General features: G+C 71.3%; 17 protein-coding genes, 1 pseudogene and 2 riboswitches. Of the genes and pseudogenes, 9 read left to right on the plus strand and 9 right to left on the minus strand.

All coding sequences use genetic code 11. The features are described from left to right. Window positions 1-24 precede the first annotated feature (24 nt). From OO63_RS29790 to nadE, 3 genes are all read left to right on the plus strand, one after another. A complete protein-coding gene (locus OO63_RS29790; protein ID WP_030358922.1) occupies window positions 25-735 on the plus strand; it encodes a FadR/GntR family transcriptional regulator in 711 nt (236 codons plus the stop codon). Between the two features lie 90 nt (window positions 736-825). Beyond that, a complete protein-coding gene (bla, locus tag OO63_RS29795) occupies window positions 826-1,806 on the plus strand; it encodes a class A beta-lactamase (RefSeq protein WP_030358923.1) in 981 nt (326 codons plus the stop codon). A gap of 90 nt (window positions 1,807-1,896) precedes the next feature. Then, window positions 1,897-2,727, plus strand: a complete 831-nt coding sequence (nadE, locus tag OO63_RS29800) for an ammonia-dependent NAD(+) synthetase (RefSeq protein WP_030358924.1) — start codon at window positions 1,897-1,899, stop codon at window positions 2,725-2,727. Between the two features lie 24 nt (window positions 2,728-2,751). Here nadE and OO63_RS29805 read toward each other — a convergent pair whose 3' ends face one another. Further along, the gene (locus tag OO63_RS29805) at window positions 2,752-3,693 is read right to left on the minus strand and encodes an AraC family transcriptional regulator (protein ID WP_030358925.1); all 942 of its coding nucleotides are present in this window, start codon (window positions 3,691-3,693) and stop codon (window positions 2,752-2,754) included. A gap of 101 nt (window positions 3,694-3,794) precedes the next feature. Here OO63_RS29805 and OO63_RS29810 point away from each other — a divergent pair, with 101 nt between their 5' ends. Together OO63_RS29810 and OO63_RS44985 are read left to right on the plus strand one after the other, a co-directional pair. Beyond that, window positions 3,795-4,814, plus strand: a complete 1,020-nt coding sequence (locus OO63_RS29810) for a zinc-dependent alcohol dehydrogenase family protein (protein ID WP_030358926.1) — start codon at window positions 3,795-3,797, stop codon at window positions 4,812-4,814. Window positions 4,815-5,175: 361 nt separating this feature from the next. After that, entirely contained in the window at window positions 5,176-5,622 is a 447-nt protein-coding gene (locus tag OO63_RS44985; RefSeq protein ID WP_033264601.1) for an endonuclease domain-containing protein, read from the plus strand. Here OO63_RS44985 and OO63_RS29820 read toward each other — a convergent pair. Continuing rightward, window positions 5,619-6,170, minus strand: a complete 552-nt coding sequence (locus tag OO63_RS29820; RefSeq protein ID WP_030358927.1) for a glycoside hydrolase family 25 protein — start codon at window positions 6,168-6,170, stop codon at window positions 5,619-5,621. The genes OO63_RS44985 and OO63_RS29820 overlap by 4 nt on opposite strands. A 225-nt stretch (window positions 6,171-6,395) precedes the next feature. Between OO63_RS29820 and OO63_RS29825 the strand changes: the two genes are divergently transcribed. After that, window positions 6,396-7,274, plus strand: coding sequence for a phosphatidylinositol-specific phospholipase C (locus tag OO63_RS29825; RefSeq protein ID WP_030358928.1), 879 nt, complete (start codon window positions 6,396-6,398; stop codon window positions 7,272-7,274). Here the strand turns inward: OO63_RS29825 and OO63_RS29830 are convergent. From OO63_RS29830 to OO63_RS29835, 3 genes are all read right to left on the minus strand, one after another. Then, the gene (locus OO63_RS29830) at window positions 7,254-7,949 is read right to left on the minus strand and encodes a hypothetical protein (RefSeq protein ID WP_030358929.1); all 696 of its coding nucleotides are present in this window, start codon (window positions 7,947-7,949) and stop codon (window positions 7,254-7,256) included. The genes OO63_RS29825 and OO63_RS29830 overlap by 21 nt on opposite strands. 498 nt (window positions 7,950-8,447) lie before the next feature. Then, a complete protein-coding gene (locus OO63_RS45645) occupies window positions 8,448-8,708 on the minus strand; it encodes a hypothetical protein (protein ID WP_157854079.1) in 261 nt (86 codons plus the stop codon). A 123-nt stretch (window positions 8,709-8,831) separates the two neighbouring features. After that, entirely contained in the window at window positions 8,832-9,383 is a 552-nt protein-coding gene (locus OO63_RS29835; protein ID WP_030358930.1) for a Uma2 family endonuclease, read from the minus strand. Window positions 9,384-9,679: 296 nt separating this feature from the next. Between OO63_RS29835 and OO63_RS47810 the strand changes: the two are divergent. Then, window positions 9,680-9,814: pseudogene (locus OO63_RS47810) on the plus strand (IS701 family transposase); the annotation flags it as partial. A gap of 297 nt (window positions 9,815-10,111) precedes the next feature. Here OO63_RS47810 and OO63_RS29845 read toward each other — a convergent pair. The 4 genes from OO63_RS29845 to gcvT all read right to left on the minus strand — a co-directional run bounded on the left by OO63_RS29845 (window position 10,112) and on the right by gcvT (window position 14,567). Further along, a complete protein-coding gene (locus tag OO63_RS29845) occupies window positions 10,112-11,482 on the minus strand; it encodes an L-serine ammonia-lyase (protein ID WP_030358931.1) in 1,371 nt (456 codons plus the stop codon). Window positions 11,483-11,643: 161 nt separating this feature from the next. Then, window positions 11,644-12,906, minus strand: coding sequence for a serine hydroxymethyltransferase (glyA, locus tag OO63_RS29850; protein WP_030358932.1), 1,263 nt, complete (start codon window positions 12,904-12,906; stop codon window positions 11,644-11,646). Between the two features lie 25 nt (window positions 12,907-12,931). Next, window positions 12,932-13,309, minus strand: coding sequence for a glycine cleavage system protein GcvH (gene gcvH / locus OO63_RS29855; protein ID WP_030358933.1), 378 nt, complete (start codon window positions 13,307-13,309; stop codon window positions 12,932-12,934). 133 nt (window positions 13,310-13,442) lie between these two features. Beyond that, window positions 13,443-14,567: a glycine cleavage system aminomethyltransferase GcvT gene (gene gcvT / locus OO63_RS29860; protein WP_030358934.1), complete on the minus strand. Its 1,125-nt coding sequence runs from the start codon at window positions 14,565-14,567 to the stop codon at window positions 13,443-13,445. A gap of 36 nt (window positions 14,568-14,603) precedes the next feature. Continuing rightward, window positions 14,604-14,744: riboswitch (glycine riboswitch) on the minus strand. Then, window positions 14,745-14,864: riboswitch (glycine riboswitch) on the minus strand. Between the two features lie 143 nt (window positions 14,865-15,007). On the opposite strand from gcvT, the gene OO63_RS29865 reads away from it, so the two are divergent. Then, complete coding sequence (locus tag OO63_RS29865; protein ID WP_234311196.1) at window positions 15,008-15,730, plus strand: AAA family ATPase; 723 nt, start codon at window positions 15,008-15,010, stop codon at window positions 15,728-15,730. A gap of 111 nt (window positions 15,731-15,841) precedes the next feature. Further along, window positions 15,842-16,663 (plus strand): enhanced serine sensitivity protein SseB, encoded by an 822-nt coding sequence (locus OO63_RS29870; RefSeq protein WP_030358936.1) that lies wholly within the window; start codon window positions 15,842-15,844, stop codon window positions 16,661-16,663. The last annotated feature ends 348 nt before the right edge of the window (window positions 16,664-17,011 follow it).

The raw sequence follows: 17,011 nt of genomic DNA on the forward strand, positions 1-17,011 counted from the left end.
GCACCACAGACAGGTGACCCCCGTATGCCGCTCGGCTCCCTCCGCCCCAGCCCCCTCGTCGAACAGGCCACGGAGCGGCTGCGCGAACAGATCACCACCGGCCACTGGCCGGTCGGCAGCAAGCTCCCCGGCGAGACGACCCTCGCCGGGGAACTGGGCGTCGGCCGCTCCACGGTCCGCGAGGCCCTGCGCGCGCTCGCCGGGGCCGGGCTCGTCCAGGCGCGGCAGGGCGCCGGGGTCTTCGTCATCGCCTCGGCACCGGCCGAGGACTGGCCGACCCGGCTGCGCAGGGCGAAGATCGGCGACGTGTACGAGGTGCGGATGCTGGTCGAGGTGCAGGCGGCCCGGCTCGCGGCCACCCGCCGCACCCCCACCGACATCCGGGCCATGCACGCCGCGCTCACCGCCCGCAGGGCCGCGGCCCCCGCCGCCGACGCCGCCTTCATCGACGCCGACATCGCCCTGCACGCGTCCGTCGTCGCCGCCGCGCACAACCCCGTCCTCACCGACCTGTTCGGCGAGTTCGTGCCCGCCCTGCGCGAGGGACTGATCGCCCTGCTCGACCTCATCGACATCCACCGCGCGGAGTCGGACCACGGCGACGAGGCCCACGAGGCGCTGGTCCGGGCGGTCGAGGCGGGGGACCCGGAGGCGGCGGAGCGGGTGGCGCTCGCCGAACTGCGGGCCACCTTCGGCAAGTTGACGGGGATCGGCGACGAGGTCGGGCGGGGCTGAGGAGGGCCGGGGCGGGCGCCGGGCGGGGCTGGGCCGAAGGTATCGTTCGCCTCAGCTCGTTGTGTTCGCAAAGCCTGACGGGGGATGGTCATGACGTCGCCGCGCTCGGCCCTGACACGCCGCGGACTCCTGGGGGCGGCGGCGCTCGTCCCGCTGGCCGCGTGCTCGACGGACGAGGACCCGGTCAGGTACCCACGCGGCACGCACGTGGGCCCGACCGAATCCCCGGCCCGGTCCCAGTCCCAGTCCCCGTCCCCCGCTCCGGGCGCCCGCCGCCACCGCCGTCGGTTCGCCGACCTGGAGCGGGAGTTCGACGCCCGCCTCGGCGTCTACGCCCTCGACACCGCCACCGGCACCACCCTCGCCCACCGCGCCGACGAGCGCTTCGCCTTCTGCTCGGCGTTCAAGGCCCTCGCCGCGGCCGCCGTCCTCGACGGCAACCCGCTGTCCCACCTCGACAAGCGCGTCAGGTACAGCAGAGCCGACCTCATGAAGCACGCCCCTGTCACCGCCCGCCACGTCGACACCGGCATGACCATCCGGCAACTGTGCGACGCCGCCATCCGCTACAGCGACGGCACCGCGGGGAACCTGCTGCTCCGCGACCTCGGCGGCCCCGACCGCCTGACCGCCTACGCCCGCGGCCTCGGCGACAAGGTCACCCGCATGGACCGCGTCGAACCCGCGATCACCCAGGCCACCCCCGGCGACCCCCGCGACACCAGCTCGCCCCGCGCCTTCGGCGGCACGTACCAAAAGATCGTCATCGGCGACGCGCTCCCGGGCCGCAAGCGCGCCTTCCTCCTCGACCTCCTCAAGCGCAACGCCACCGGCGCCGAGCGGATCAAGGCCGGACTGCCCCGCGGCTGGACCATCGCCGACAAGACCGGCACCGGCGACCACGGCACCCTCAACGACATCGCCGTCCTCTGGCCCCCGAGGTCCGCGCCGCCCGTGCTCCTCGCGATCATGACGAGCAAGGCCGCGAAGGACGCCCCGTACGACCAGGCGCTGCTCGCCGAGGCCGCCGAGTACGTGACGTCCGTGCTGCCCGGGAAAGCCCCTCGGTAGGGCTCGGTGGGCCTTGGTGGACCTCGGTAGGCCTGAGGAGGCCTCGGTAGGGTGGGACGGCACATCGTGAACCGGAACAAGGAGCCAGACGTGAGCGAGTCGGCGGCCATCGCCCTGCAGCAGGAGATCGCCCGGGAACTCCAGGTGGCCGAGGTCTTCGAGGCCGAGCGCGAGATCGAGCGCCGGGTGGCGTTCCTCGCCGAGCGGCTGACCGCCACCGGCCTGCGCTCCCTGGTGCTCGGCATCAGCGGCGGAGTCGACTCCACCACCACCGGACGGCTCTGCCAGCTCGCCGTCGAGCGGGCCCGCGCCGCCGGGCACGAGGCCCGCTTCCATGCCATGCGCCTTCCCTACGGCGTCCAGGCCGACGAGCACGACGCCCAGCTCGCGCTCTCCTTCATCCAGGCCGACGACGTCCTCACCGTGGACATCAAGCCCGCGAGCGACGCCGCCCTGGAGGCCTCGCTGGCCGCCGGGGTGCGCTTCCGCGACGCCCACCACCAGGACTTCGTGCACGGCAACATCAAGGCCCGGCAGCGCATGATCGCCCAGTACGCGGTCGCCGGGGCGCACGACGGCCTGGTCGTCGGCACCGACCACGCCGCCGAGGCCGTCTCCGGCTTCTTCACCAAGTTCGGCGACGGCGCCGCCGACCTGGTCCCGCTCACCGGCCTCACCAAGCGCCGGGTGCGCGCCGTCGCCGACGCCCTCGGCGCCCCCGCCGAGCTGGTGTGGAAGACCCCCACGGCCGACCTGGAGACCCTCGACCCCGGTAAGGCCGACGAGGACGCCCTCGGCGTCACCTACGACGACGTCGACGACTTCCTGGAGGGCAAGCCGGTGGACGCGCGCGCCTTCGACACCATCGTCCGCCGCTACCGCCTCACCGACCACAAGCGACAGCTGCCCGTCGCGCCCTGAACGGCTAGGTCTCACCCTGAACGGCTACGCGGCCCGCCCCCTGCGGTACCGCCCCGGCGCCACCCCGAACTGCCGCTTGAACGCCTTGGCGAACGCGAACTCCGAGGCGTAGCCGCAGCGTTCCGCGACCACCCGCAAGGGCGTGTCCTCACTGCGCAGGAGGCGCCCCGCCGTCGTCATCCGCCACCACGTCAGGTACGCGAGCGGCGGCGAGCCCACCGTCGCCGCGAACCTGCGGGCGAACGGCGCCCGGGAGAGCCCGCCGAGCGCGCCGAGCTCCGCCACCGTCCACGGGTGCGCGGGGTCGGCGTGCACGGCCCGCAGCGCCGCCGCCACCGCCGGGTCGGCGAGCGCCGCCGCCCAGCCCGTCGGATGTCCGGAGCCGTGCCGCTCGCCCAGCCACCAGGCCCGCAGGATGTACAGGAGCAGCGTGTCGAGCAGCGCCGACACGATCGTGTCCGAGCCCGGCTTCGGGTCGTCGAGCTCGGCGCCGAGCAGCTCCACGGCCGCGCGCAGCGAGCTGTGCGCGCCGACGCGGGCGGGCAGGTGGACCACCTCGGGCAGCTCGGCCAGGAGCGGGTGGGCGCGGGCGCGGTCCAGGCGGTAGGCGCCGCAGAGGAGCACCGCGGCGGGCGGCTCGCCCGCCGCCACGTCCGGCAGCCGCTCGGGCGGGCGCGGCCAGGTGCCGTCCGGCTCCAGCTCGAACGGCTCCAGCGGTGCGCCGGGCTCGCTCATCAGGGCGTGCCCGCAGCCGTGGGCGACGAACACGATGTCCCCCGGCGCGAGCGCGATCGGCTCCGTCCCCTCCCGCCCCGGCACCAGCCAGGCCGACCCCCGCAGCAGCACATGGAACCCGGCCCCGCTGGACGCCTCGAACCGCGCGCCCCACGGCGCGTACTTGTCCCAGATCGCCGAGTGCGGCCGACCCAGCCGTATGGAGGCGACCGCGTCACTGAGTACGTCCATGTCCGAACCGTAGCGCGCACCCCGAGCAGCGAGACGTACAGACAGAAAACCGAGACCAGCAAGCATGGTTCGTCTCGTGCGCGCTGCCTAGCGTGGAGGCCATGACGACAACGACGACAGCACCCACGGCAACAACTACCGCCAGGGCAGTGCTCTTTGACGAGACCGGCGGCCCCGAGGTCCTGACGGTGCGCGAGGTGGAACTCCCCGCCCCGGGCCCGGACGACGTCCTCATCCGCGTCGAGGCACTCGGCCTCAACCGCGCCGACGCCCTCTTCCGCTCCGGCACCTACTACTACCAGCCCACCCTGCCCGCCTCCCGCAACGGCTACGAGGCCGCGGGCGTCGTCGAGGCGGTCGGCGCGGACGTCACGGCGTTCGCGCCCGGCGACACCGTGCTGACCACCGGCAACTTCGAGCTGAGCGCCCACGGCGTGTACGCGGACCGGGTCGTCCTGCCGCAGCAGGCGGTCGCCCGGCGCCCGGCCGACGTCGACGCGGTCACGGCGGCCGCCGTCTGGCTCACGTACACCACCGCCTACGGCGCCCTGCACCTGCGCGCGGGGATGCGCCCCGGCGACCACGTCCTGATCACCGGCGCGTCCAGCGGGGTCGGCACGGCGGCCCTCCAGGTCGCACGCCGAGCGGGCGCCACGCCCATCGCCACCACCCGCACCGAGGACAAGCGCCGGCAACTCCTCGACCTGGGCGCCGAACACGTCATAGTCACCGACACGGAAGACGTGGCGAAGGAAACGAAACGCCTCACCGAAGGCCGAGGCGCCGACATCGTCCTGGACGCGATCGGCGGCCCCGCCTTCCAGACCCTCGGCGAGGCGGCGGCCGACGACGCCACGTACATCCTCTACGGCTGGCTCGACGCCCGCCCCGCCACCGTCCCGATGACCTGGCCGGTAACCGTCCACGGCTACAACAACGCCCTGGTCACCGACACCCCCGACGCCCGCCGCCGCGCCGCCGCCTACCTCAACTCGGGCCTACGGGACGGCACCCTGCGCCCCGCGATCGCCCAGACCTTCGACGGCCTCGCCCACATGCCGGACGCCCACCGCCTGATGGAGTCGAACACACACATCGGCAAGATCGTGGTGCGGCCGTAGCGATCGGGCGATCACGCCGGCGTCAATGCCGGGGTGACGTAAGGCCGTTCGGCTCGTTGATCGATACATGCGCAATTGTTCTGCAAGCGGGGATGACTGGACGTGTGACCGGTCGTCCGACAGGTATCGCCTGACGAAGGGGCTGTGCCCCGCCCACTACTCCCAGTTCAATCGAGGCAGGCCCTTGGCCCGCATCACGCGTCATCGCTCCACACCGGGTGGCTACCCGTCATGTGCGTTCGATGGCTGTGACCGGGCCGTTTCTGCCAGAGGGCTCTGCAAAGGGCACTACGACCAGCGGAGCGCGGGACGGCCCCTCGCTCCCTTACGGAAGAAGAGAGACAGCGCGTCCTACCAGGCGATGCTCCGGCACGGTGTCGTCGAGTGCCTCGGATGCGGAGAGAGCAAGTCCGTCTCGGAGTACTCCCTCCTCAACCGGGGCGGCGCCCCACGTCCCTACTGCAAGCCGTGCCACGCCGAACGGGTACGGCTCGCTCTCTACGGCGTGACGAGCGACTTCCTCGACCTGCTGCTCCGGCACCAGAGAGGATCCTGCGCCATCTGCGGGGTTTTCGAAGAGGAGGCGAGGCGCTCGCTGCACATCGACCACGATCACGCCTGCTGCCCCGGCCGGGGGTGCTGCGGAGCATGCGTGCGTGGCCTCGTGTGCTCGAACTGCAACACCTATGGTCTCGCCTGGTACGAGGCGCTCCCGCCCGAGCTACGCACTTTCGAGCTGCTCAACGGCTACCTCGCCAACCCGCCGGCGAAGCAGCTCCGGGCGGAGGCGCCTGCCCAGGTCGGCTAGGGAGTGGCCCAGTCCCGCATCGCGTCCTCGCTCGCGAAGTCCGCCACGTTCTTGTCCAGCGGCGTCGACGTGTACTGGTGGATGCGCCACTTGGCCTGGATGCGGGGCTTGCCCGCCGTCACGTAGTCGGCGATCCAGAGGCCGTCGCCCGCGTACGAAGTCGTGTCGCGGTTCAACCAGAAATCGCGGTTCGCGTACAGCATCACGCGATGATTCGGCCGCAGTCGCTTCACCTCGCGGATGAAACGGTCCTTCTCCGCGTTCGTGGCGGCCGTGTGGTCGCCCGTCCACTCCCAGTCGACGGCCAGGAAGTCCCCGGCCTTCTCGGGTGCCTTGCTCACGAAGTACTCGGCCTGGGCGGTGATGTTCCCCGGCCAGAGGAAGTGGTAGAAGCCGACGACGCAGCCGCCGTCGCGGGCGAGTTTCGTCTGGGCGGTGAGGCGGGGGTTGATGTACGAGCGGCCCTCCGTCGCCTTGACGATGACGAAGGAGAGGCCGTCGGTGGAGAAGGACGACTGGTGGGAGCTGACGTCGATGCCGCGCAGCATGGGGCCTCCAGCGGTGGGGGGGGGAGTGGGTCCGGCGCCGGGGCCGTGGGGTGGCCGGGTCCGGCGCGTGCGGGGTGGGTGAACGGTGAATGGTTGACTGTTACTTGACCGTTCCCCGTGAGGGACTGGTTCCACCCTCGTACTGGCGTTCCTGGTCCTCGTACGTGTATGTGTACGTGCACGCGCTCCCTGTCGCGCCCCCCACTCACGGATACGGGACCCCACATGCCCCTGACCCGCCGCGCCTTCCTCACCGGCGCCACGGCCACCGCCGCCACCGCCCTCCTCACCGCCCCCGCCTCCGCAAGGACCCGCACGCGCGCGCTCGGCGTGCAGAACTGGATGGCGGGGATCGACGCGGGGACTCCGCTGCAGCGCCTCACGATTCCCGGGACGCACGACTCGGGTGCCCGCTTCGGCGGCTGGTGGGTGGAGTGCCAGAACACGACGCTGGGGCAGCAACTGGGCTCCGGCATACGCTTCCTGGACATCAGGTGCCGGGCCTTCGAGGGGTCCTTCACCATCCACCACGGCGCGTTCTACCAGAACCTGAACTTCGACGACGTGCTCGGCGCCTGCCGGGACTTCCTGCGCGGGCAGCCCACGGAGACCGTCCTGATGCGGGTCAAGCAGGAGTATTCGGAGGAGGGCGACGCGACGTTCCGGACGATCTTCGACGACTATCTGGACCGGCGCGGCTGGCGCTCCCTGTTCCACATCGGCGACGCCTGGCCGCGCCTCGGCGAGGTCCGCGGGAAGGTCGTCCTCATCGCCGACAACGGCGGCCTGCCCGGCGGCATCCGCTGGGGCGACGGCGGCCTCTTCGACATCCAGGACGACTACAACGCCGTGCCCGCCGCCAAGTTCCCCAAGATCGAGGCCCACTTCAGGAAGGCCGCGGCCCAGCCCGGCAAGCAGTACATCAACTTCGTCAGCACGGCCGCCGCGATCCCGCCGCGCTGGAACTCCGACGACCTCAACCCGAGGACGCACACCCTGCTCGAAAGCGCCGAGGGACGCGGCTGGCGCGGGCTCGGGATCGTCCCGATGGACTATCCCAACACCCGCGCCGGCCTGGTGGAGTCACTGATCGCACACAACTAGCGCCCGCCCGGAGGGGCGGCGCGCGGCCGGGCTCAGCACTCGATGATGTTCACGGCGAGCCCGCCGCGCGCCGTCTCCTTGTACTTCACGTATATGTGGACGGTTATTGGTCATCGGGTTGACCTGCACTTTTGGCCTGCTCAGGCTTGCCTGGTCGGGGTTCCCAGTCTCCAGGATCATCCCGGCTGCCACGTCGAGGGCCTTGTCCATACGCCCGCCGTTGTTCTCCTTCTCTACGTCGATGGCGCGCAGCACGCGGACAACGTGAGGGCGGGCCGCCGCATGCGCGGCGGGCAGCCGGTCCGTGGCGTCCGCCAGGTCCCAGCCAGCCGGGACTTGGTATGCGGCCGGGCTGTTGTCGTAGGTGACGACCCTGGGAGTGCCTTTGCCGCTGCCCAGGTGGACGTCCAGGCGGAGCCGGGACGCTTCCCGGAACAGGGCAGTGATGCCCGGGCCCATGCCGTCGAGGATCACCTCGCGGACGGCGTACCCGTGCTGGCGCAGCAAGGTGCGGGCGAGCCAGACGGCGGTGCCGGGGTTGGTGAGGTGCCTGTCGTAGACGAGGGTGGCGGTGCCGTCGGCAGGGCTGATGTCGCAGATATCGGCGGCCTTGCCGGGGGAGGTGGTTCCGCGTCGGACCGTGAGGGTGAGGTCGAGGGGGATCGTGGCGGTCACGGCGTCACCTCGGTCTGCTTGGCGGGGATACGGGTCGTGACGAACGGCGCTGGCATGTCAGGCAGCGGTACCCCGAGCGCCTGGGCGAGCAGGTACAGACACGCGCATGCATTCCTGCGTCCACAATCAGGGCTTCGGACTGTGGAGGCACAGAAGGTAGGTGCTTGGTGACGCCGACGGGAGTAACACTTGTTGCTGTTTTCGCCATGGTCGTGCTCCTCCAATGCGGGAGTTGGGTACAGACCTCAAGGCCGTTGACGTAACCACCGGCCGCGGCCGTTCTGCTTTCGGTGGTAGTCGCCCTGGCAGGGGCGGAACAGGCGCTCTTCTCCGTTCGAGGGACGCTGCCCCCGGGACCGATTACCGTCCTGATGCGAAGCGCGTAGAGTGCATCTTTTCTGGCACGCTCGACCTTGCGGCTCGGGGTGCGGGCCTCATCGAGACGGGGCCGAGGCCGTGGGCTTTGAAGATGCGGGTGATCTCGGCGAGGTCCGGGGCCTACCGCGAGGACGGGGTGCGGAAGACGCGCCATGTGCCGTAGGTGCTGGCGGGCAGCTTGTCGAGGACCTTCTTCGCGGCGGGCTCGCCGTGGTCAGTGCGGCGGGCCTGGCCGGCGGCGCCCTCGTACTCGCGAGACGCGGCCTCGATCTGCTCGACCGGGGGTGGGTTCAGAACTGGAGTCCTGCCCGACGGGGCTCGGCCCAGCCCGCCGCCGGGCCTTCCTGGGGCCAGAATGAGGCCGGAAGGACAGGGAAGCACCGAGAGTGATCACCAAACCCCGGGCGCCTCAATGCGTGGAGCTCTTCAGTCCGGTTTCGATGATCCTGCGCGCGCCGACCGGCTGCCGGACCTATTCCTGCTTCGGGGCGTGTTTTCTCAGACTCAGTGAGTGTCGGGCTCCGGGTTCGGCAGGGGGAGTTCGTCGAGGTCGAGGGTGAAGGTGCGGCCGTCGGCCAGGGGGATGGGGAGCTTGCCTGTGCCGTATGCGCGGGTGTGGGCGGTGCTGTAGCCGCTGGAGGTGGGCTCGGTGTGCAGGACGACTTCCCGGGCGTAGGGATCCACGACGAGGTAGACGGGGATGCCGTACCGGCCGTACTTCGCGGTGCAGTCGTCGTAATCCTTGCGTGCCGAGGACGTGGAGACGACCTCCGAGATCAACAGGACGTCCTCGAAGCTGTAGCGCTTGCCCTCCTTGCGCGCGTCCTCGCGCAGGATGGCCAGGTCGGGAGCGGAGTTCTCGTCGGCGGGGAAGTCGATGTAGACGTCCGAGGTGACCTTCGCATGACGGCCGAGGGCGAGAGAGTCGATCTGCATCGACCTGATTGTGCTGGAGTGCTCTTCGCTCTGCGGGGTCATGATGATCTTTCCGTCGGCGCCGAAGAACACCACGTATCCCGCGGGGAACTCGGTGTGCGTGATCGCGTCGACACTCATGGACGGTGCTCCTTCCCGTGTGCCGTCATGATACGGCGGACAGAGCCGTCCCACGGGTGGACTTCCGTGACGTGCGCGCACTGTAGGGGGAACCGGTACGCACGAGCGGCCGCCGTGACGCGGGGCGTGAGCTCGGCCCGTAGATGTTCAGACCCAACAGCTGGCGTTAGGTGACTTTCAGGGCGGCGGCCATCTGCCGGGTGGCCATGGGGTGGTCGGACTCCTTTGGGTGTTGCATGTGGTTTGACCAGGCGCAACGGCCTCTGGCGGTATCAGTCTTCACCAGGCCGGGCAAGCTGGATGGGCACCAGGTCCGCCGCTGTCCCGCCTGGGCCCGCCGGGTCACCCTCGCGATGCCGGCCCACGCCTTCCTCGCCGTCGTCTGCGCCGACGAACACGCGCACCGGCCCACGCCGGACGACGTGATCCCATTTGTCCTGCGACGAGACTGCGGAGGGTCTCTCCCGGGGCTGCTTCGAATCGTTTCGATACAGAGAGCGAAGGTCTTCGCGGCGCGCCACCCCCTTGAGCGGGGGAAGGCATCGATTTGATACGTCAGCTGGTGGGTGACCGGCACATCCGGCGTTGATCACGTGCCGTGAACCTGCAGCTCAAAAGCCCCTTCCAGGGGGATGTCTCAGGGACTTTTCAGGGACTTTCCGCCGCGTAAACAGGGAAGGCCCTGACAGCGCTCAAAGATGCGAACACGCTGGTCAGGGCCCATCTGGCTAGCACTCGATGATGTTCACGGCGAGCCCGCCGCGCGCCGTCTCCTTGTACTTCACGCTCATGTCGGCGCCGGTCTCCTTCATGGTCTTGATGACCTTGTCGAGGGACACCTTGTGGCTGCCGTCTCCGCGCATCGCCATCTTCGCGGCGGTCACGGCCTTCACGGCGGCCATGCCGTTGCGCTCGATGCACGGGATCTGGACGAGCCCGCCGACCGGGTCGCAGGTCAGGCCGAGGTTGTGCTCCATGCCGATCTCGGCGGCGTTCTCGACCTGCTCCGGGGAGCCGCCGAGGACCTCGGCGAGGGCCCCCGCGGCCATCGAGCAGGCGGAGCCGACCTCGCCCTGGCAGCCGACCTCGGCGCCGGAGATGGAGGCGTTCTCCTTGAAGAGCATGCCGATGGCGCCCGCGGCGAGCAGGAAGCGGACGACGCCCTCGTCGTCGGCTCCGGGCACGAAGGTCATGTAGTAGTGCAGGACGGCGGGGATGATTCCGGCGGCGCCGTTCGTCGGGGCGGTCACGACGCGGCCGCCGGCGGCGTTCTCCTCGTTCACCGCCATCGCGTACAGCGTGATCCACTCCATGGCGCGGGCCTGCGGGTCGCCCTCGGCGCGCAGCTGCCGGGCGGAGTTCGCGGCGCGGCGGCGGACCTTCAGGCCGCCGGGCAGGATGCCCTCGCGGGACATGCCCCGGGACACACAGGCCTGCATGACGCGCCAGATGTCGAGGAGGCCCTCGCGGATCTCCTCCTCCGTGCGCCAGGCCTTCTCGTTCTCCAGCATCAGGGCGGAGATGGACAGGCCGGTCTCGGAGGAGAGGCGGAGCAGCTCGTCGCCGGTGCGGAAGGGGTACTTCAGGACGGTGTCGTCCGGGACGATCGGGTTCTCCCCGGCCACTGCGTCCTCGTCGACCACGAAGCCGCCGCCGACCGAGTAGTACGTCTTCTCCAGGACGAGGGCGCCGTCGGTGTCGTACGCGAAGACGGTCATGCCGTTCGCGTGGTACGGCAGGGCCTTGCGGCGGTGCAGGATCAGGTCGGCGTCGAAGTCGAAGGCGATGTCGTGCATGCCGAGGACGTTCAGGCGGCCCGTGGACTTGATCTCCTCGACGCGGTCGTCCGCCGACTCCACGTTCACGGTGCGGGGGGACTCGCCCTCCAGGCCGAGCAGGACGGCCTTGGGGGTGCCGTGGCCGTGGCCGGTGGCACCGAGGGAGCCGTACAGCTCCGCCCGTATCGAGATGGTGTGGGCCAGCAGGCCCTCGTTCTTCAGGCGGCGGGCGAACATGCGCGCCGCGCGCATCGGGCCGACCGTGTGGGAGCTGGACGGGCCGATGCCGATCGAGAACAGGTCGAAGACCGAGATGGCCACGGTGGAACTCCAATGATGGGTGGTAGACGCCTTTGTCCGCCGGGTGGTGCGGGGGCAGCTTGCCGTGCTGGTGGGCACGTGGTGCGGGGCACCGCGCGCACTGTCCTCATGTCCAGTGTGCGCGGTGCCCCGGAAGTCCGTACCAACTAAAGCGTACGAAACTACTTCAGGCCGGGGTACAGCGGGTGCTTCGCGGCCAGAGCGGACACCCGGGCCTTGAGGGCCTCGGCGTCGAAGTCCGGCTTCAGGGTCTCGGCGATCACGTCCGCGACCTCGCGGAAGTCCTCGTCCTGGAAGCCGCGGGTGGCCAGGGCCGGGGTGCCGATCCGCAGGCCGGAGGTGACCATCGGGGGCCGCGGGTCGTTCGGGATGGCGTTGCGGTTGACCGTGATGCCGACCTCGTGGAGGCGGTCCTCGGCCTGCTGCCCGTCGAGCTCGCTGTCGCGCAGGTCGACGAGGACCAGGTGCACGTCCGTGCCGCCGGACAGGACGTCCACGCCGACGGCCTTGACGTCGTCCTGCACCAGGCGCTCGGCCAGGACGCGGGCGCCGTCCAGGGTGCGCTGCTGCCGCTCCTTGAAGTCGTCCGAGGCGGCGACCTTGAAGGAGACGGCCTTGGCCGCGATGACGTGCTCCAGCGGGCCGCCCTGGAAGCCGGGGAAGACCGCCGAGTTCAGCTTCTTCGCGAAGTCCTTGTTGCGGGCCAGGATGATGCCGCCGCGCGGGCCGCCGAGCGTCTTGTGGGTGGTGGAGGTGACCACGTCCGCGAACGGCACCGGGTTCGGGTGCAGGCCCGCGGCGACGAGCCCGGCGAAGTGCGCCATGTCGACCCACAGCTTCGCGCCGACCTCGTCGGCGATCCGGCGGAACTCGGCGAAGTCCAGCTGACGCGGGTAGGCGGACCAGCCCGCGATGATCACCTTGGGGCTGTTCTCCTTGGCCAGGCGCTCGACCTCGGCCATGTCGACCAGACCGGCCTCGTCCACGTGGTACGCGACCACGTTGAACTGCTTGCCGGAGAAGTTCAGGCGCATGCCGTGGGTGAGGTGGCCGCCGTGCGCCAGGTCCAGGCCGAGGATCGTGTCGCCGGGCTGGGCGATCGCGAAGAGGGCGGCCTGGTTGGCGGAGGCGCCGGAGTGCGGCTGGACGTTGGCGTACTCGGCGCCGAACAGGTCCTTGACCCGGTCGATGGCGATCTGCTCGGTCACGTCCACGTGCTCACAGCCGCCGTAGTAGCGGCGGCCGGGGTAGCCCTCGGCGTACTTGTTGGTGAGGACGGTGCCCTGGGCCTCCATGACGGCGACCGGAGCGAAGTTCTCCGAGGCGATCATTTCCAGGGTGGACTGCTGGCGGACGAGCTCGGCGTCGACGGCGGCGGCGACGTCCGGGTCGAGCTCGTGGAGAGGGGTGTTCATAAGCGACATCGGAAGATCAGTCCTTACGCCGTGGTCAGCTGCCTGCGAACGCGGTGTACTCGTCGGCGGAGAGCAGGTCGCCCGGCTCCTCCGCGACGCGCACCTTGAACAGCCAGCCGCCCTCGAAGGGGGCCGAGTTCACCAGGGACGGGTCGTCCACGACGTCCTGGTTGGCCTCGACGACCTCGCCGGCGACCGGCGAGTACAGGTCGCTGACCGACTTGGTCGACTCCAGCTCGCCGCAGGTCTCACCTGCGGCGACCGTGTCGCCGACCGCCGGGAGCTGGGCGAACACGACGTCGCCGAGCGCGTTGGCCGCGAACTCGGTGATGCCGACCGTCGCCACACCGTCCTCGGTGGCCGACAGCCACTCGTGCTCCTTGCTGTAACGCAGCTGCTGGGGGTTGCTCATGGCCTGAATTCTCCTGTACGCGGGCGAGTGCTGAGGAACGTGGGTCTTACGGACTGAGACGGGCGCGTGCCGCCACCTGGGCCGACGGGACGCGGAGGCGTCCGCGGACCGGGCGGGGGCCGTCGCCGCCGGGCTACTTCTGGCGCTTGTAGAACGGCAGCGCGACGACTTCGTACGGCTCGTGCGTGCCGCGGATGTCCACACCCACGCCCGCCGTGCCGGGGGCGGCGTGCGCCGCGTCGACGTACGCCATCGCGATCGGCTTGCCGAGGGTCGGGGACGGCGCGCCGGAGGTGACCTCGCCGACGACCTCGCCGCCGACGACCACGGACATGCCCGCGCGCGGGACCCGGCGGCCCTCGGCGATCAGGCCGACCAGCTTGCGCGGGGGAGCGGCCTCGGCGCGCTCGGCGGCCGCGCGGAGCGCCTCGACGCCCACGAAGTCATCCGCGTGGGACGTCTTGTCAAACTTGACGACCCTCCCCAGACCGGCGTCGAACGGCGTCAGGGCCGTCGTCAGCTCGTGCCCGTACAGCGGCATGCCCGCCTCCAGGCGCAGCGTGTCGCGGCAGGACAGGCCGCAGGGGACCAGGCCCACCGGGGCACCGGCATCGGTGAGCGCCCGCCACAGCTGCTCGGCGTGCTCGGGGGCCACGAACAGCTCGAAGCCGTCCTCGCCGGTGTAGCCGGTGCGGGCGATCAGGGCGGGGACGCCCGCGACGGTGCCGGGCAGGCCCGCGTAGTACTTCAGGCCGTCGAGGTCGGCGTCCGTGACCGACTTCAGGATGCCGGGGGACTCCGGGCCCTGGACGGCGATGAGGGCGTAGGCGTCGCGGTCGTCGCGGACCACGGCGTCGAAGCCGCCGGCGCGCGCGGTCAGCGCGTCGAGCACGACCTGGGCGTTCCCGGCGTTGGCGACGACCATGTACTCCGTCTCGCCGAGCCGGTAGACGATCAGGTCGTCCAGGATGCCGCCGTCGGCCTGACAGATCATGGTGTAGCGGGCGCGGCCGACACCGACGGAGCCGATGTTGCCGACCAGGGCGTGGTTGAGCAGGTCCACCGCCGCGGGGCCGGAGACCGTGATCTCGCCCATGTGGGAGAGGTCGAAGAGACCGGCGCGGGTGCGGACCGCGTTGTGCTCGTCGCGCTCGCTTGCGTAGCGCAGCGGCATGTCCCAGCCCGCGAAGTCGGTCATGGTCGCGCCGAGGTCGCGATGCAGGGCGTCCAGGGCGGTGTGGCGTGGGGTATTGCTCATCAGTACTGGCTCCCGGGGCATGACGGGCGAGGTCGATCCTCCCCATCTGTCATCGAACCTGAGAGGTTCACCACGTCCCGTGCGTATGACGGGTCATGACTTGCACCTTGGGTGGAGCCGCCCCTGTGACCGGTGTGGCCGGGTGTGACCGGGGATCGACCCGCTTTTCAGATGTGCCTCGCCCGCGCGGTACGGGGCCTGAGAGATTCAAGGGAGGAACTTGCTCCTTCGGCGCCCCGGGACGACGTCCGCCGCAGAGTGCGGTCACGTCTCCGGGAACTCTCCCGCGCGGATTCAAGCGGCCGGTATGGAGTTGGCGCGCACATCATTGCACGCGCCCCCGCTTCACGACAGCAGCAACTTCTTCACGACGGCGGCTACGGCGGAATGCCCTTGTGCGGCATTACCGTCTCTTTACACTCAACGGAGAAGTACTGGGGATGAGTGACGTGACCAGCATGGGGAGGCCGATCACGGTGCACAGGAGCGGTGCTTATGCGACCACCACGGGTGCGGCGCCGCCCGGGAGCCACGTGGTGCCGCCGCAGCCCGGTGTCCCCGTGCGCGAGAGCCTCGGGTACTTCCCGCGGCCCGTCGTGCGCGACCTCAGGGACCGGGCCCGGCGCGGCCCGCGCCGCCTGGTGTTCGCCGCGAGCGACATCGTGGTCGTGTCCGGGCTTCCCGGCAGCGGCAAGTCCACCCTGATGCGGCGCGCGGTGGCGGGCCCGCGCGTGGACTCCCAGGACACCCGGGACCGCTGGGCGGCCCGCATGCCCCGGCTCCTGCCGTACGCCCTCTACCGCCCCCTGGTCCGCGTCGCGCACTACGCGGGCCTGCACCGGGCGCTGCGCTCCGGCGCGGGCGTCGTCGTGCACGACTGCGGTACGCAGCCGTGGGTGCGCCGGTGGCTCGGCCGCGCCGCCGCCCGGCGCGGGGCCACGCTGCACCTCCTCCTGCTCGACGTGCCCGTCGAGGTCGCCCTGGACGGGCAGCGCGAGCGCGGCCGCGGGGTCTCGCGGTACGCCTTCGCGCGCCACCGCAGGACGGTCGGCCGCCTCGTCCGCGCCGCCGAGCGGGGCGCGCTGCCGCGGGGCTGTGGCTCGGCGGTGCTCCTGGACCGGGAAGCGGCGGGGGCGCTGCGGGAGATCGGGTTCGAGGGCTGAGGGGGCTGAGGGGGCTGAGGGGGCTGAGGGGGCGGTGCTGCGGGGGTCCCGGTTAGGGTCGGGCCCGCAGCACAGGAGCAGGGCAGAGCGCAGAGCAGGGGTCGAGGACAGATGAACTATCCGGGGGACCACCCGGGCGGCATTCCGGCACAGGCACCGGGACCGGACCAGGGACATCCGCACGGGCATCCGTACGAGGGCTGGCCGGCCAACGAGCTGGAGGAGGTCCTGGCCGCGTCGCTCGGGGCGCCGCCGTCGGACTCGGTGGGCGCCCGCATCGTCGAGACGCTGGGCCGCGGCCGGGTCTGGGTCCCGCTCCCGTCCGGCGGCGGCCCCGACCAGGGCACGCTCGACCTGCCCACGCTGGAGATCGACGGCCAGGCGTACGTCCCCGTCTTCACGTCGGAGCAGCAGTTCCAGCTGGTCACGGGGGGCCGGATGAGCTGGACGGTGGCGCCCGCGGTGGAGTTCGCGCGCGGGCTTCAGCCACAGCTCGGCATCGTCCTGAACCCCGAGGGCACGGTTGCCGTGCCGCTGCCGCCGCCCGCCGTGGCGGCGCTGTGCCAGGTGGGGCGCACGGAGCTGGACGGCCCGACGACCGGCGGCCGGGTCCGCCTCTTCGAGCCGGACTGGAAGGAGGACCCGGTCGACTTCCTGGGCGCCGCGTCCCGCGAGTTCCAGGCGACCGGGGTGGTCCTGACGGCCCGCCGCTGCCTGGCCAGCGTCGAGGGCGAGGACCCGTCCCTGTACGTCGGCGTGGAACTCTCCTCCTGGGAGGGTGACGCCCGCGAGGCCCCCATGCAGGCCCTGGCCCGCGCCCTCACCGCGTTCCCCCCGGCCTGGCCGGTCAACCTGGTCCTCCTGGACGTGGCCCAGGACCCGGTCACGGACTGGCTCCGCACCCACATCCGCCCCTTCTACACCTCCCACTGACCCCACGACCTTAGGTTTTCTCCCACCCACCCACCCGCCCTTACTCGCCCGTGGCGCGGGCGGACGGCACGGGAGGGCCGCCCGGGGGCGGCGGCAGCGGTGGCGGAGGCGGTGGCAGGGGGGGGCGGAGGCCCGGCTGAGGGCGGCCGCACGGGTGTCGGGGCCGATCGGGGTGGTCCGCGGGGCCGTCGGGGCCGACGGCAGGGTTGCCAGGGCTGCCGGGGCGGACGGCAGGGCTGCCGGGTGTCGGTCGGGGTCGGGATGGGTGGGTGGCGGGGTATTCGGGTGGTCGCCGTGGTCGAGGCCAAGGGGTGGCGCCCCCCGGCCCGCACGGGAACGCCACCCCGC

The organism is Streptomyces alboflavus, from assembly GCF_000716675.1.
In the GTDB taxonomy this organism is placed as follows: Bacteria; Actinomycetota; Actinomycetes; order Streptomycetales; family Streptomycetaceae; genus Streptomyces; species Streptomyces alboflavus.